Annotated in this window: 15 protein-coding genes; 7 read left to right on the top strand and 8 right to left on the bottom strand. The window is 62.7% G+C overall.

What is annotated here, in order from left to right:
- Positions 1-17 precede the first annotated feature (17 nt).
- The 6 genes from rquA to gmk form a co-directional block, all read right to left on the bottom strand.
- The gene (rquA, locus tag V5B39_RS13015; protein ID WP_332343322.1) at positions 18-701 is read right to left on the bottom strand and encodes a rhodoquinone biosynthesis methyltransferase RquA; all 684 of its coding nucleotides are present in this window, start codon (positions 699-701) and stop codon (positions 18-20) included.
- 275 nt (positions 702-976) lie between these two features.
- Positions 977-1,765 (bottom strand): TatD family hydrolase, encoded by a 789-nt coding sequence (locus tag V5B39_RS13010; protein WP_332343321.1) that lies wholly within the window; start codon positions 1,763-1,765, stop codon positions 977-979.
- A 23-nt stretch (positions 1,766-1,788) separates the two neighbouring features.
- Positions 1,789-3,024, bottom strand: a complete 1,236-nt coding sequence (locus V5B39_RS13005; protein ID WP_332343320.1) for a D-amino acid dehydrogenase — start codon at positions 3,022-3,024, stop codon at positions 1,789-1,791.
- Entirely contained in the window at positions 3,021-5,225 is a 2,205-nt protein-coding gene (locus V5B39_RS13000; RefSeq protein ID WP_332343319.1) for a RelA/SpoT family protein, read from the bottom strand. The genes V5B39_RS13005 and V5B39_RS13000 overlap by 4 nt, the downstream gene beginning before the upstream one ends.
- A gap of 31 nt (positions 5,226-5,256) precedes the next feature.
- Positions 5,257-5,463 (bottom strand): DNA-directed RNA polymerase subunit omega, encoded by a 207-nt coding sequence (gene rpoZ, locus V5B39_RS12995; protein WP_332343318.1) that lies wholly within the window; start codon positions 5,461-5,463, stop codon positions 5,257-5,259.
- A gap of 18 nt (positions 5,464-5,481) precedes the next feature.
- Positions 5,482-6,090 (bottom strand): guanylate kinase, encoded by a 609-nt coding sequence (gene gmk / locus V5B39_RS12990; RefSeq protein ID WP_332343317.1) that lies wholly within the window; start codon positions 6,088-6,090, stop codon positions 5,482-5,484.
- A 220-nt stretch (positions 6,091-6,310) separates the two neighbouring features.
- On the opposite strand from gmk, the gene V5B39_RS12985 reads away from it, so the two are divergent.
- Positions 6,311-6,661 carry a hypothetical protein gene (locus V5B39_RS12985; RefSeq protein WP_332343316.1) on the top strand — a complete coding sequence of 117 codons (351 nt, stop codon included), beginning with the start codon at positions 6,311-6,313 and terminating at the stop codon, positions 6,659-6,661.
- Between the two features lie 65 nt (positions 6,662-6,726).
- On the opposite strand, the gene V5B39_RS12980 is transcribed toward V5B39_RS12985, so the two are convergent.
- Together V5B39_RS12980 and V5B39_RS12975 are read right to left on the bottom strand one after the other, a co-directional pair.
- Positions 6,727-6,957, bottom strand: coding sequence for a YMGG-like glycine zipper-containing protein (locus V5B39_RS12980; RefSeq protein ID WP_332343315.1), 231 nt, complete (start codon positions 6,955-6,957; stop codon positions 6,727-6,729).
- A 10-nt stretch (positions 6,958-6,967) separates the two neighbouring features.
- Entirely contained in the window at positions 6,968-7,363 is a 396-nt protein-coding gene (locus V5B39_RS12975; protein ID WP_332343314.1) for a hypothetical protein, read from the bottom strand.
- A 215-nt stretch (positions 7,364-7,578) separates the two neighbouring features.
- On the opposite strand from V5B39_RS12975, the gene V5B39_RS12970 reads away from it, so the two are divergent.
- The 6 genes from V5B39_RS12970 to V5B39_RS12945 form a co-directional block, all read left to right on the top strand.
- Positions 7,579-8,271: a GntR family transcriptional regulator gene (locus V5B39_RS12970; RefSeq protein ID WP_332343313.1), complete on the top strand. Its 693-nt coding sequence runs from the start codon at positions 7,579-7,581 to the stop codon at positions 8,269-8,271.
- Positions 8,268-9,365 carry a branched-chain amino acid ABC transporter substrate-binding protein gene (locus tag V5B39_RS12965; RefSeq protein ID WP_332343312.1) on the top strand — a complete coding sequence of 366 codons (1,098 nt, stop codon included), beginning with the start codon at positions 8,268-8,270 and terminating at the stop codon, positions 9,363-9,365. The genes V5B39_RS12970 and V5B39_RS12965 overlap by 4 nt, the downstream gene beginning before the upstream one ends.
- A 106-nt stretch (positions 9,366-9,471) precedes the next feature.
- Positions 9,472-12,621, top strand: coding sequence for a bifunctional proline dehydrogenase/L-glutamate gamma-semialdehyde dehydrogenase PutA (putA, locus tag V5B39_RS12960; RefSeq protein ID WP_332343311.1), 3,150 nt, complete (start codon positions 9,472-9,474; stop codon positions 12,619-12,621).
- 13 nt (positions 12,622-12,634) lie between these two features.
- On the top strand, positions 12,635-12,847 hold the full coding sequence (locus V5B39_RS12955) for a type II toxin-antitoxin system HicB family antitoxin (RefSeq protein ID WP_332343310.1): 213 nt from the start codon (positions 12,635-12,637) through the stop codon (positions 12,845-12,847).
- Between the two features lie 235 nt (positions 12,848-13,082).
- Positions 13,083-13,997, top strand: a complete 915-nt coding sequence (locus V5B39_RS12950; RefSeq protein ID WP_332343309.1) for an ABC transporter permease subunit — start codon at positions 13,083-13,085, stop codon at positions 13,995-13,997.
- On the top strand, positions 13,997-14,477 hold a 481-nt coding region (locus V5B39_RS12945; protein ID WP_332343308.1), incomplete at its 3' end, for a DUF3382 domain-containing protein. The genes V5B39_RS12950 and V5B39_RS12945, both read left to right, overlap by 1 nt.

Genomic DNA, 14,477 nt, shown 5'->3' with positions numbered 1-14,477 from the left:
CAGGGCCAACGAATCAGCTACTCACCGGCTCGCTGATTTTTACCTGCTTCAGCAACCTTGAGCGTCAACATCTGATACATCCCACCAAAGAAGCGTTGTTTGCCAAGTGGAACGAAGCTCCCATCTTTCGGCAACCAGGCCGTGACTTCCTCACTGAAGAGATCGCGAGCAAAGGGCTCCAGCCGGTCGAGAACCGGCTTCCAGAAGTAGCGCAACGGATTGAAGCGGCTCGGCGGCGCGTAGTCTACGATGGTCAGTGTCCCGCCGGGACGGACGACCCGCAGCGCCTCGGCCAGCGTTCTTTCGCGCACGGCCTGCGGCTGTTCATGCAGCAGGAAAAACAGCAGGGCCCGGTCAAAGCTCGCGTCGGCAAAACCGAGCGCCGCCGAATCCATGCAATGCAACTTGATCGGCGCTTGCGGACCCAGCTTGCCGGCGAGATTCTCCAGCTGGATTGGCAGAATGTCAGCAATTTCCAGCGCCCCCCCCGGCGTCACGCAGGCCGCCAGTCGCGGCGTCAGATCGCCGTAGGCACAGGCGATCTGCAAGGTGCGGCCTGGGAGCTGGTGGCCGTAATCATGCAGCACCGCATTGCAGAGACGCTTGTAGTTACCCCAGAGAATCAGATTGACCAGCCATTGCCGCTCGAAGACATGCACTGCACGCGGATGAACATAAGCCCACCAATAGTGGGATTGCAAGTACTGAGGGATGGCAGGCAGAACCTTCTTGACCGCCACGCAGCTGGAAACGGGTGCGTTGAAGTTATTTTTCATAGGGATAGTGAGAGTACGAACGTCTATGTCCGGAAAATGTCTTTCGAGATTGGTCAGTCTGAGCAGAGTGTCTGCATTGGTCCTGCCCCCCGGCGGATAAGCAGATAAGTTCCTGTGTCATGCTCTGCTGATTCGGTGATCCGCCGCCCAGCCGCGCGGAAAGTATGCAACCCAACGCCCTCAGGCCGTACCCTACCCGATCAGTCAGCCGAGTGCAACCGAGGCAGCACCTCCAGCGCGTTGAACGCCGTCGCCTTCGCCAGTTCGCTCGCGTCGACACCGCGCAACTCCGCTAGCATTGCGTTGATCCGCGACAACTGTTCGGGCGTGTTGCGGCCACCAGCCAACCAGGCCGGAGGCATGTCCGGTGCATCGGTTTCGAGCACGATCGCATCCAATGGCAGCGTAGCGGCCAACCGGCGGATACGCGTCGAGCCAGGGTAGGTCAGGGCACCCCCAAAGCCCAGTTTGAAGCCCAGTCTGATGAATTCTTCCGCCTGTTGTCGACTGCCGTTGAAGGCGTGCGCGATGCCGCCGTTCACCCTGATCCGGCGTAGATTCTTGAGTACCTGATCGACCGCCCGGCGGACATGCAGGAGCACCGGCAACTCCAGATCGCGGGCAATTTTCAGTTGTTCGACAAAAAATGACTCCTGCCGCTCGACCTGCCGATCGGCAACGAAGAAATCGAGGCCAATTTCACCTAGTGCCAGCGGCCGTTGCGGCCCGTCAGAAGCGCGTGCCAGCCAGTTACGCAGGATCGCCAGATCGTCGTTGCCAGCGTGCTGCACATAAAGCGGGTGAATGCCGTAGGCCGGGGCACATCCGGCATAACGCGTGCAACAGCCGTGCACCTCGGCAAAGCTCGTCAGGTCGACCGCCGGCACGACAATCGACGACACCCCGGCCAGCCGGGCCGCCGCCACTAGCGCGTCCCGGTCGGCTGCGAATTCAATCGCTGCAAGATGGCAATGAGTGTCGATCAGCATTGCCAGGAGTCAACGGAAGTAAATCAGAGGAACCGAAAGCCTGGCTCAGGCGGACGGCCGCTGATGATATCCGCCAGTGCGGCACCGGAGCCACAAGCCATCGTCCAGCCGAGCGTACCATGGCCGGTATTGAGATACAGATTGGGAATCGCCGAGCGACCGATCAGCGGCACGTTGGACGGCGTCGCCGGACGCAGACCACACCAGAACCGGGCTTCGTCGGCCGGTCGCAAAGCCGGGAAAAGCTCGCTGGCCCGCTCGATCAGGGCCCGGCAGCGCACCGCATTGAGATCGGTATCATAGCCATTGAATTCAGCCGTACCGGCAATGCGCAGGCGTTGACCAAGGCGCGAAAAAACGATCTTGTAACCGTCGTCGGTGAGGCTGACACTCGGTGCGATGCTATCCGCGGACAGGGGCAAGGTGGCCGAATAGCCTTTCGCCGGGTACACCGGCAGACGCAGGCCGAGGGGACGCAGCAACAAAGGGGTATAGCTGCCGAGCGCAGCGACATAGGCATCGGCCTGGTGCAACTCGCCGGCAGCGATTACGCCAGCCACCCGACCGGCCACCATACTCAGCCGGTCAACCGCAACACCGTAACGAAAAACGACGCCGCGTGCCGTACAAAGCGCCGCAAGCTGTTGCGTGAAGCGGTGGGCATCGCCGGATTCATCGGCGGCCGTATAGTCGCCGCCGACCAGTCGCTGCCTGGCCGATGCCAACGCCGGCTCGATGGCGATGCACTCGTCGACATTCACGGGGTGTCGCTCACAGCCAAACTCACGCATCAGCGCGGCAGCTTCGATGGCAGTCGCGTACTCGCGGCGGTCGGTGTAGATGTGCAGGATGCCGCGTTCGAGATGATCGTAGGCGAGCATGGTTTCAGCGCGCAGTGCCTGCAACTGACGACGACTGTAAAGCGCCAGGGTGACGATCTGGCGAATGTTGTCACGCGTTCGCCGCACCGTGCATTCGCGCAGAAAGCGCAGGCTCCAGTCAAGCAGAGTGGCGTCCCAGCGCAGACGAAAGAGCAGCGGCGCATCCTCGCGCCGCATCCAGGCCAGAGCACGCAACGGAGCACGCGGGTTCGACCATGGTTCGGCGTGCGAAACCGAAATCTGGCCACCGTTGGCGAAACTGGTTTCCAGTCCGGCAGCGGTCTGACGATCAAGCACCGTCACCTGGTGCCCTGCCTTGGCCAGATACCAGGCGCTGGCGACCCCCACGACACCGGCCCCCAGGACGACCACCTTCAAGCAGTCAACCCCTGATCACGGGTGATGCGCACCACCTCGGGAATACGCCGCAGACTGCGCATCAGGCGCGCCAGAGAAGTGCGACTGGCCACCTGCACCGTAAAACGTAGCGTCGTGTACAGTCCGGGGCGCTTCTCTTCCATGTTGACATGCTCGATATTGATGCCGGAGGTCGAAATCTCGGTGGCGATCCGCCCCAGTGCGCCCAACGTATTCTGCACCACGATCAGCAGGCGCACACTGAACAGTTTGCCGGGCTCCGGCTCCCACTCGACGTCGATCCATTTCATCGGTTTGGCGGTACGCGCCTTGCGAATGGCGGGGCAATCATGCGTATGGATCACCAGACCCTTGCCTTTCCAGATCGAGCCGATGATCGGGTCGCCGGGAATCGGTTGGCAGCAGGGCGCGAACTGAACAGCCATGCCTTCGGTACCGCGAATCACCAGCGAAACGGGCGCCCGTTCAGCCGGCTGTGGTGTTTCCTCGCGCGCCAGCAGGCGGCGAGCGACGACACCGGCGAGGCGAAAACCAAGACCGATGTCGGTGTACACCTCCTTGATCAATTTGTTTCCTGAATCGCGCAGCACGTTCTTCCAGCTCGAAACCGGCAGTTCCGAAGCGACCACGCCCAACGCCCGCAACTCCTGGTCGAGCATCTTTTCGCCGAGCGCCGTCGACTCGTCATGATGGACGCTCTTCAGGTAATGGCGGATCTTGCTGCGCGCCCTGCCGGTCTTGACCGTCGTCAGCCAGGCCATATCCGGATGGGCGTCGGCAGCGGTGACGATCTCGACGCGGTCACCGTTGGTCAGTTCGGTGATCAGCGGCAGCGGCTTGAAATTGATCTGCGCGGCGACACAATGATTGCCGATATCGGTGTGTATCGCGTACGCCAGGTCAACCGCCGTCGCACCACGTGGCAAGGCAATGATCTTGCCTTTGGGCGTAAACACATAGATTTCATGCGGAAACAGATCGACCTTGACATGCTCGAAGAACTCCGAGGAATCGCCGGTTGCGCTCTGCAGGTCGAGCAGCGAGTGAAACCAGGTGGTCGTTTTCTGTTGCAGATCGGCACCGAAGTCCTCGCTGTCCTTGTACAGCCAGTGCGAAGCAATGCCTTCCTGCGCCACGTTCTCCATCGCTTCGGTACGAATCTGCAGTTCGAACGGCGTGCCGTGCGGCCCGATCAGAGTGGTATGCAATGACTGGTAGCCGTTGGGCTTGGGAATGGCGATGTAGTCCTTGAACTTTCCAGGAACCGGCTTGAACAACCCGTGCAGCGCACCGAGGGCGAGGTAAGCGGTCGGCACATCATGTACCAAAACCCGGAAACCGTAGACATCGAGCACCTGCGAGAATGACAAGTGCTTGTCGAGCATCTTGCGATAGATTGAATACAGGCTCTTCTCGCGACCAAAGACCTGCGCCTGCACGCCGGCTTCGCGCAGCTTGCCGGTGATGCCTTCGAGAATCCGCGACAACAGCTCACGCCGGTTACCGCGCGCCGCCTTGAGCGCACGCGCCAGTACCCGCGCACGCATCGGGTAAATGAGCTCGAAAGAGAGATCCTGCAACTCGCGAAAGAGTTTGTTGAGGCCCAGCCGGTTGGCAATCGGCGCGTAAATCTCGAGCGTCTCGCGAGCGATGCGGCGGCGTTTATCGGCACGCACCGCGGCCATCGTCTGCAGATTGTGGTGGCGATCGGCGAGCTTGATCAGTACCACCCGCAGATCGCGCGCCATGGCCATCAGCATCTTGCGAAAATTCTCCGCCTGCGCTTCTTCCTGAGACTGAAACTCGATCTTGTCGAGCTTCGACAGGCCATCGACGAGATCAGCAACGGGTTTGCCGAAACGGTCGGCAATTTCGCTCTTGCCAACCGACGTATCCTCCATCACGTCATGCAGGAGCGCCGCCACCACGCCCTCGACATCCATTTGCCATTCGGCGATGGCGCCGGCCACAGCCAGGGGATGCGTGATGTAGGGTTCACCCGACAGGCGCTTCTGCCCACGATGCGCCTGCTCGCTGAACAGATACGCCTCGCGCACGCGCTCGATCTCTTCCGGGGGAAGATAGCTCAGGCTATCGATGAAAACCTGGAAAGCCGGATCGTCCTCGGGAAGAATCAAATCAGGGATCGGGCCAGCCGCCGGCGGTTCAGCGGACAAGCTGGCAGCAATCACGGGATCCATGATCTCGTCCTGCGCCACCGCGGGATTGAGGTCAGGCCTGACCGCGGTTGAGGACTTCCAGGCCGACCCTGCCGACGGCGATTTCACGCAGCGCGATCACCGTCGGCTTGTCCCGACCGGCGTCGATCAGCGGGGACGCGCCGGCCGTGATCTGACGGGCACGATAGGTGGCCGCCAGAGTCATCTGAAAACGGTTCGGAATACGCTGCAAACAGTCGTCTACGGTTACTCGTGCCATGCAAATCTCCCAGGGTAATCAGAGCATTGTTGCGAACAGGATGGAATGGCGCTGACGCTGCGCAGCGTAACGCAGCCGGGTTGCGCGGACCACCGCCAACAGGTCGTGCAGCGCACGCTGCAATTCGTCATTGATAATAACATAGTCGAATTCCGCCACATGCCGCATCTCTTCGCGAGCCGCAGCGACGCGGCGAGCGATCGTTTCAGCGCTATCCGTGGCGCGCGCGCAAAGCCGGCGTTCAAGTTCGTCAAGTGATGGGGGCAGAACGAACACGCCGATTGCGGCCGGGAACAGTGCCCGTACCTGCTGCGCGCCTTGCCAGTCGATCTCGAGGAGCACGTCCTGACCGGCAAGCAAGGCCGCTTCGATGCCGCTTCTTGAAGTGCCATAGTAGTTGCCATGGACCTCTGCCCATTCGAGGAAAGCATCATTGCGAACCTTCTCGAGAAAATCCGGCACACTCACGAAATGGTATTCGACACCCTCCCGCTCACCTGATCGGGGTGCACGCGTGCTGTGAGAAATGGACACGCGAATGTCTGGATCGTTCTCCAGCAACAACCGCACCAGCGTCGTCTTGCCAGCGCCGGACGGCGCCGTGACAATGTAGAGATGTCCGGTCATGGTTCCAGGCTCATATGTTCAAGCCCACCATTGTACCCGCGCCCGGCGCTGTCGACCGGCGCCGCCGACTTCTCATCCACTGGTGGATACAGGCTTCGCCGCCCAGGTCAAATGAGCTGACCGGCAGCGGCATGCGCGGCGGGGTCATGGGCATGGACTAGCCTGCTGATACCGACGAGAATTACGGCCTTGAGATGATCATCCGGCGAGGAACAAGCAAATGTCGCGATTCAAACGGGCACAGACCACCGCTGTACTATTGGCCGCGCTATCGGCAGCCAATGCTGCCGTGCCGCTCAAGATCGTCGGCTTCGACGACATGTCGTGCCGGACCTGGTCGGCATCAAAGGACGATACCGAGCAACGCGCGCTCTACGTCGCCTGGGTGCGCGGCGTTCTCACCGGCCACAACTACGCCAACCAGAACCAGCAGGTATCGGCCATCTCCAGCGGCACGGTCGAGCAGTACGTGAATCGTTACTGCACTGAGAAACCACTCGGCCAGTTCAGTGATGCGGCATTACGCCTGACCGACCAGTTCTCGGGCCGCAACACGGCGATCACCCGGTAGCCGCTGACGGCTCCGCCCAACGAGGGGTGCAGCCCACGGCCCGGCACAGCTTGCCGGGCGCTGCATCAGTAACCCTGCTGCTGCTTGCCTTTGATATTGCCGACCGTTCCACCGATCACCCCGCCAATCGCCGCGCCGGTCCAGCCGCTGCCCCCGGAGATTGCCGCAATACCGGCTCCCGCAGCTGCGCCAATCGCTGCACCACTGATCGTTCCCTGCTCGCGTGCGCTCATGTTGGTGCAAGCCGTCGCTGCCAGAGCCATCGCGAGGGCCAGAGCCCACCCTGTTTTTTTCATCTCGTCCCCCTTACTTGGTCTTGGGTAGTGCAGGCACCACCATTTCGAACCAGATGGTTTCGACCACCGGGCGCAGCAAGCGATCGGGATGCGCCGCGTACCATTGGTCCAGCGCTTCCAGGACACTGCCCAGCGTCTGATTCTTCATCCCTCTGGCGACGCGTGGCGAAAAACCGTTCTCGACGGCCGGCGGATTGTCGGCGTTATACGCGGCTTCGACCTGCACCATATTGGCCAACCCGACGAGGTAAGCCTTCTTGACGTCTTCAGAGGACTTGATCCAGTGCGTGCCATCGACCAGTGGCACCTCGACTGCACCGACACCAGCAGCAGTCATCATCATTGCCAGGCAAGCAGCAGACGCGACAAAGCGTAATTGACGGAAACCAGGTCCAATGGTCATCATCTTCTACTCCAGGAAAAGGAATTTGCAGGCTACCATGCTCCCATGACCGTTCCAAGTGAAATCGCCTGGCCACCTGGCGATTCCTCGGCCAACCGGCCGGCGCTCGACAGAGCGCCCGATTGCTGCATTGCAGCTTGCCAGATGCCCAAAGTGTCTGTATGTTCGCGGCCGGAAATTTATATCGTATACGATATCTGGAGTTCACCTCGCCAGCCATGCCATCGCTTCTTGAGCTTGTCGCCGCCCAGAAGATGCCCCGCCTCAGCGCGTCGGATCACGTCGCGCAAACGCTCAAGAAAGCCATTGTCGACGGCCTGCTGCCAGCCGGCGAGTTGCTCCGGCAGGACGAAATCGCGGCGCATTTTCACGTCAGCAAGATCCCTGTTCGTGAGGCCCTCAAGCACCTCGAAGCCAAAGGCCTGGTGACCTTCCTGCGCAACCGCGGCGCCGTGGTGGCCTCGCTGTCGGCGGCCGAGATCGACGAATACATGGAAATCCGGGCGATGCTCGAGGCACGCGCGGCACGCCTCTCGGCACCACAGATCAGCGACCAGGCGATCGAACAGGCACGCCGGCATCTCGACGAATTCGACCAGGCCGGCAATGCCGGTCGCTGGGGCGAGCTGAACTGGCTGTTTCATTCGACGCTCTATACGGCCGCCGGAAAGCCGATCCTGATCGCCGAAATCCGTTCGCTGTACAACAAGGTCGAACGTTACGTGCGCGCGCTCTTGTCGATGACCCCTGGAATGCCCAACACCCTGCGCGAACACGCCGAAATCCTCGACGCGTTCGTCCGCCGGGATCCCGACGCGGCGGCAGAACTCACTCGGGCGCACGTGCTCGATGCGGGTGCGTCACTTGTCAGTTACCTTATCGACCAACGTAGCAAAGGAGGAAATCCATGAACAAACAGATCCTGGCGGCCGGCTGCAGTCTGCTCTCCCTCGCGGTCAGCAATGTCTACGCCGATCACCTGGTGGCCATCGCCGGACCGATGACCGGTCAGTACGCCTCGGCGGGTGACCAGATCCGGAAGGGTGCCGAGATGGCGATCACCGACATCAACGCCAAGGGCGGCGTCGTCGGTGAGAAACTGAAGCTGGAAATCGGCGACGACGCCTGTGATCCGAAACAGGCCGTCGCCGTCGCCAACCAGATGGTGAACAAGAAGATCATCTTCATGCACGGCCACTGGTGCTCGTCATCGACGATCCCGGCGTCCGAAGTGTACGTCGAGGCCAACATCCCGGTGGTCACCGTGTCGACCAACCCCAAGGTCACTGACCGCGGCCTCAAGAACATTTTCGCCATTGCCGGTCGGGACGACCAGCAGGGCCAGGTGGCTGGAGCCTACCTGGCCGAGAAATTCAAGGGCAAGAAGATCGCCGTGGTTGACGACAAGAGTGCCTACGGCAAGGGCCTCGCCGACGAAGTCGCCAAGGCCATGGAAGCCAGGGGCGTCAAGCCGGCCCTGCGTGAATCGATCACCGCCGGTGAAAAGGACTATTCCGGGCTGGTCAGCAAGCTCAAATCCGCCGGCGTCGAAGTCATCTCCTACGGCGGTTATCACACCGAAGTGGCGCTGATCCTGCGGCAGGCGCAACAGGCCGGCCTGAAACTGACGGTGATGGGTGGTGACACGATGTCCAACACCGAACTCGCGACCGCCGCCGGCCCCGAGGCCAACAACGTCCTGTTTACCTTCGGCCCGGATGCGCGCAAGAACCCGAGCGCCGCCGCCGTGGTCAAGAAGTTCCACGATGCCAAGATCGAACCGGAAGGCTACGTCCTCTACGCCTACGCCGCTTTCCAGCTCTTCGACCAGGCCGCAACCAAGGCCAAGAGCACCAAGTACGCCGACATCGAAAAAACGCTGCGCAGCGGCAGCTTCGACACGGTCATCGGCAAACTGTCGTTCGACGCCAAAGGAAACAGTTCGGCGCCGGCCTTTGTCGTCTACCAGTGGAAGGACGGCAAATACGACTACGTGAAGAAGTAATCCTGCCGCACCGACAGGCCACAGGCAAACGTCCGCCGCCGTCGGCGGACGTTCCGACAACCCCGTGCGACACCTGGTGTCGACGCCGAACCGACTGGAGGGCAGCATGCGCGCCACGACCCATCTACTACGCCAGCGTCTGCGCGAATATCACCGAATCGATGAAGCCCAGGTCATCGAACAACTGATCCCGCTGGCGCGTTTCACCCCTTCCGAACAGCAGGGCATTCGTGAACGCGCCACGCCACTGGTACAGACGGTGCGCGACAGTCGCCTCAAAAGCGGCGGCATCGATGCCTTTCTGACCACCTACGACCTCTCGTCGCGCGAAGGCGTGGTGCTGATGTGCCTCGCCGAAGCGCTGCTGCGCATCCCCGACGCGGCAACCGTCGACCGCCTGATTCGCGACAAGATCGGCAGTACCGAGTGGGAGAAGCGGCTCGGCACCTCGCACAGCACTTTCGTCAATGCCGGCACCTGGGCGCTGATGCTCACCGGCCGCATCGTCAATCTCGACAACGAGGACCGCAATCTGCGCGGCACCCTCAAGCGCCTCATCGCACGCACCGGCGAGCCGGTGATCCGGCAGGCGGTGATCACCGCCATGCGCATTCTCGGCAAGCAGTTCGTGATGGGCCGCAACATCCACGAAGCGCTGGAGCGCGCACGCAGCGCCGAAAAGGCCGGCTACCGCCACTCCTACGACATGCTCGGCGAATCGGCGCGCAGCAGCGCCGACGCGCTGCGTTACTTCGAGTCCTACCGCGCGGCGATCCGGGCGATTGGCGACGCTGCCGCCGGCCGCCCGGCATACGAGGCACCGTCGATCTCGATCAAGCTCTCGGCGCTGCATCCGCGTTACGAAGTCGCCAACGAGGATCGCGTTCGCCACGAATTGTGGCCGGTCGTCAAGGAACTCGCGCTCCGTGCCAAGGCGCGCAACATCGGCTTCACCATCGACGCCGAGGAAGTCGATCGGCTGGAAATGTCGCTCGACCTGATCGAAGCACTCGCCACCGACGCCGAACTGGCCGGCTGGAACGGCCTTGGGCTGGCCGTCCAGGCCTACCAGAAGCGTGCCCTGCCGCTCATCGACTGGCTCACCGACCTCGCCTACCGTGCCGATCGGCGTCTGATGGTTCGCCTGTGCAAGGGCGCTTACTGGGACGCCGAGATCAAGCTCGCGCAGGAGCGTGGCTTGCGTGATTACCCGGTGTTCACCCGCAAGGCGTCGAGCGACCTCTCGTATCTGGCCTGTGCCCGGCGCTTGTTCGCCCACCCGCAGGCCTTCTACCCGGCCTTCGCCACGCACAACGCACACACCCTGGCGGCCGTCGCCGAGATTGCGATCAGCGCCGGTGGCAGCGACGAATGGGAATACCAGCGCCTGCACGGCATGGGCGAAGAACTCTACGACCAGATCGTCGGCGAGAGCAAGCTGGGGCGCGCCTGTCGCGTCTATGCTCCGGTCGGCAGCCACGAGGACCTGCTGGCATACCTGGTGCGCCGTCTGCTCGAGAATGGCGCCAACTCGTCGTTCGTGAACCGCATCGCCGACGCCAGCCTGCCGATCGACGCGCTGCTCAAGGACCCCGTTGACAAGACCGCCGCCCTGACCGTCAAGCGCCAGACACGGATTCCCTTGCCGCGCGACCTCTTCGGCGCTGAACGTATCAATAGTGAAGGACTGGACATGAACGACAAAGCCACTCTCGAAGACCTGCGCAGCAGCATCGAACAGAGCCTGCGCGTCAGCTACGCCGCCGCGCCGCTGATCGATGGCCGGCAGCGCAGCGGCGACAGCCAGGTCGTGCATTCGCCGGCCGACCAGCGCGACGGCGTCGGGCGCGTGACCGAGGCCAGCGTCGCCGATGTCGGTGAAGCCCTGGCTGTCGCGCAGGCAGCTTTCCCGGCCTGGGAAGGCACGCCCGCCGGCGCGCGCGCGGCCTTCCTCGACCGCGCCGCCGACCTGCTGCAGGGACGCCTGCCGGAACTGGTCGCCCTGATCGTTCGCGAAGGCGGCCGCACGCAGGTCGACGCCGTCTCGGAAGTGCGTGAAGCGATCGACTTCTGCCGCTACTACGCGGCACAGGCCCGCGAGAAGTTTTCCGGGCCGATCCTGCTGCCCGGCCCGACGGGCGAGCAGAACAGCCTCTCCTTGCACGGCCGTGGCGTCTTCGTCTGCATCAGCCCGTGGAATTTCCCGCTGGCGATTTTCGTCGGCCAGATCGCTGCCGCGCTGGCCGCTGGCAACACGGTGGTCGCCAAACCGGCCGAGCAGACGCCGCTGGTCGCCGCACTGGCCGTCGAACTGCTGCATATCGCCGGCATCCCGGCCGGCGCGCTCAACTTCCTGCCCGGTGACGGACGCATCGGCGCCGCGCTGGTCGCCGCCCGCGCATGCGCCGGCGTCGCTTTTACCGGGTCGACCGAGGTCGCGCGTCTGATCGCCCAGACGCTGGCCGGCAAGGACGGCCCGCTGGTACCGCTGATCGCCGAAACCGGCGGTCAGAACACGCTGATCGCCGATTCGTCGGCCTTGCCCGAACAGATCGTCCGCGACGTCGTCGCTTCGGCTTTCAATTCGGCCGGGCAGCGCTGCTCGGCGCTGCGCGTCCTGTACATCCAGACCGACATCGCCGACCGCGTCTGCGAATTGCTCGCCGGCGCCATGCAGGAGTTGTGCATCGGCAACCCGGCCGACATCGCCACCGATGTCGGCCCGGTCATCGACGAAGCGGCACGTGCGGCCCTGGTGGCACACGCACGCTGGCTCGACAGTTTTGCGACGCCGATCTTCACCTGCCCGCTCGACGAGGAAGCCACCCGGCACGGCACCTTCTTCGCCCCGCGTGCCTACGAGATCGACAGCATTGCCCGCCTCGAACGGGAAGTCTTCGGGCCGATCCTGCATGTCGTGCGCTGGCGTGCCGAAGACCTCGATCAGGTCTGCGCGGCCATCGCCCATACCGGCTACGGACTGACGCTGGGCATCCACAGCCGCATCGACGAAACCATCCAACACATCATCAAGCGTCTGCATGTCGGCAACACCTATGTCAACCGCAACCTCATCGGCGCCGTCGTCGGCGTGCAGCCTTTCGGCGGTGAAGGCCTCTCGGGCACCGGTCCGAAAGCCGGCGGGCCGCACTATCTGTACCGTTTCGCCAGCGAGCGCACGCTGTCGGTCGACACCACCGCCGCCGGCGGCAATGCCGGGCTGATGGCGCTCGATGCCGGAGACGACTCGCAGTAAGGGAGAAAGAAGCATGAATCAAACCTGGACAGCGGTGATCAAGCAGGATGCTGAATGGTGGATTGGCTGGATCGAAGAAGTACCCGGCGTCAATTGTCAGGAAGCTTCACGAGAAGCCCTCCTGCGGTCACTACGCGAAACCCTGATTGAAGCCCTTGACTTCAATCGGGCAAAGGCTCTTGATGCCGCCGGTAACAGGTTTGAAGAGTTGCCGATTGCGTTATGAAGCGGGGTGCGATCTGCTTGCCCGTCTTGCGGCCCATGGTTGCGGGTTGCTGCGAGAGGGTGGTAGTCATCCCAGGTACAACGAGATCAGCAACCACCTGGCGGTCAAAATTTGCCGTGACCTCGGCATTCCGGCGCCAACGAAATTCTGAGAGAACGCTTGACGCGGCACCGGTCGGTCATCCTGCCCACACGGGTGAGTCCTGCGTTTCGCTGCTGCAACAAGGAGGAGAACCATGGCTCTAGCACTTCAGCAACTGATCAACGGGCTGACCCTGGGGGCCGTCTATGGCCTGATCGCCATCGGCTACACGATGGTCTACGGCATCATCGGGATGATCAATTTCGCACATGGCGACATCTACATGGTCAGCGCCTTCATCGCGGTCACGGTGTTCACCCTGCTGGCCGGCTTCGGGATCAGTTCGATTCCGCTCTCGCTGCTGCTGGTGCTGCTGGTCGCCGTATTGTTCACCTCGGTCTATGGCTGGACGGTCGAACGCATCGCCTACCGGCCGCTGCGCGGTTCGACGCGACTGGCACCGCTGATTTCGGCGATCGGCATGTCGATCTTCCTGCAGAACCTGGTGCAACTGACGCAAGGCGCGCGCGTCAAGCCGATCGCGCCGGTTCTCGTCGGCGGCATCGATCTGCTGACCGTCGACGGCTTCACCGTCCGCCTCGCCTACTCGCAGATCCTGATCGTTTTCGTCACCGTCGCACTGATGGCCGGCTTCACCTGGCTGATCACCCGCACGTCTTTCGGCCGCCAGGAACGCTCGTGCGAGCAGGACCGATTGATGACCGCGCTGCTCGGGATCAACGTCGACCGCACCATCTCGCTGACCTTCATGCTCGGCGCGGCGCTCGCCGCCGTCGCCGGCGTGATGGTCACGGTCTATTACGGCGTCGTCGATTTCTTCATCGGTTTCGTCGCCGGCATCAAGGCCTTTACCGCCGCCGTCCTCGGCGGCATCGGATCGCTGCCGGGAGCGATGCTCGGCGGCCTCCTGATCGGCCTCATCGAAGCGTTCTGGGCCGCTTACCTGTCGGCCGAGTACAAGGACGTGGCCACTTTCAGCATCCTCATCCTGGTGCTGATGTTCCGCCCTTCCGGCCTGCTCGGTCGTCCTGAAGTGGAGAAAGTCTGATGGCGACACTCGTTCTCGCCCATCCGGGCGTCACCCCGGCCGAGCGCCTCAAGGACGCCGCAGCGCTGGCCCTGATCGCCCTGCTGCTCGGCATCCCGATGATCGGCCTGAGCACCGTCGACCAGGGCGGCGCGCTGCGCATCACCACCCGCTGGCCGGCGCTCTTCTCATTCGTCGCCGTTTGCTTCGCCGGTCGCCTGCTGCTGCGCTATACCCTCGACCACCTGCGGGCACGCCGGCAGGCGCGCGCGCAAGCGGCAACGGCGGTCAGCAAGCACAGCCTGGCGAGCAGCCCGCTGCTGACCTGGATCGGCTGGATCGCACTCGGCGTCTCGCTGCTGCTGCCGATCGTCTTTTCCGAGAACCGCTACGTCGTCGATACCGCGACCACGGTGCTGATCTACGTGATGCTCGGCTGGGGCCTGAACGTCGTCGTCGGTCTGGCCGGCCTGCTCGATCTCGGCTATGTCGCTTTCTACG

The sequence above is a fragment of the Accumulibacter sp. genome (assembly GCF_036625275.1).
Taxonomy (GTDB): domain Bacteria; phylum Pseudomonadota; class Gammaproteobacteria; order Burkholderiales; family Rhodocyclaceae; genus Accumulibacter.
This window is presented reverse-complemented; position numbering and strand designations above follow the sequence as displayed.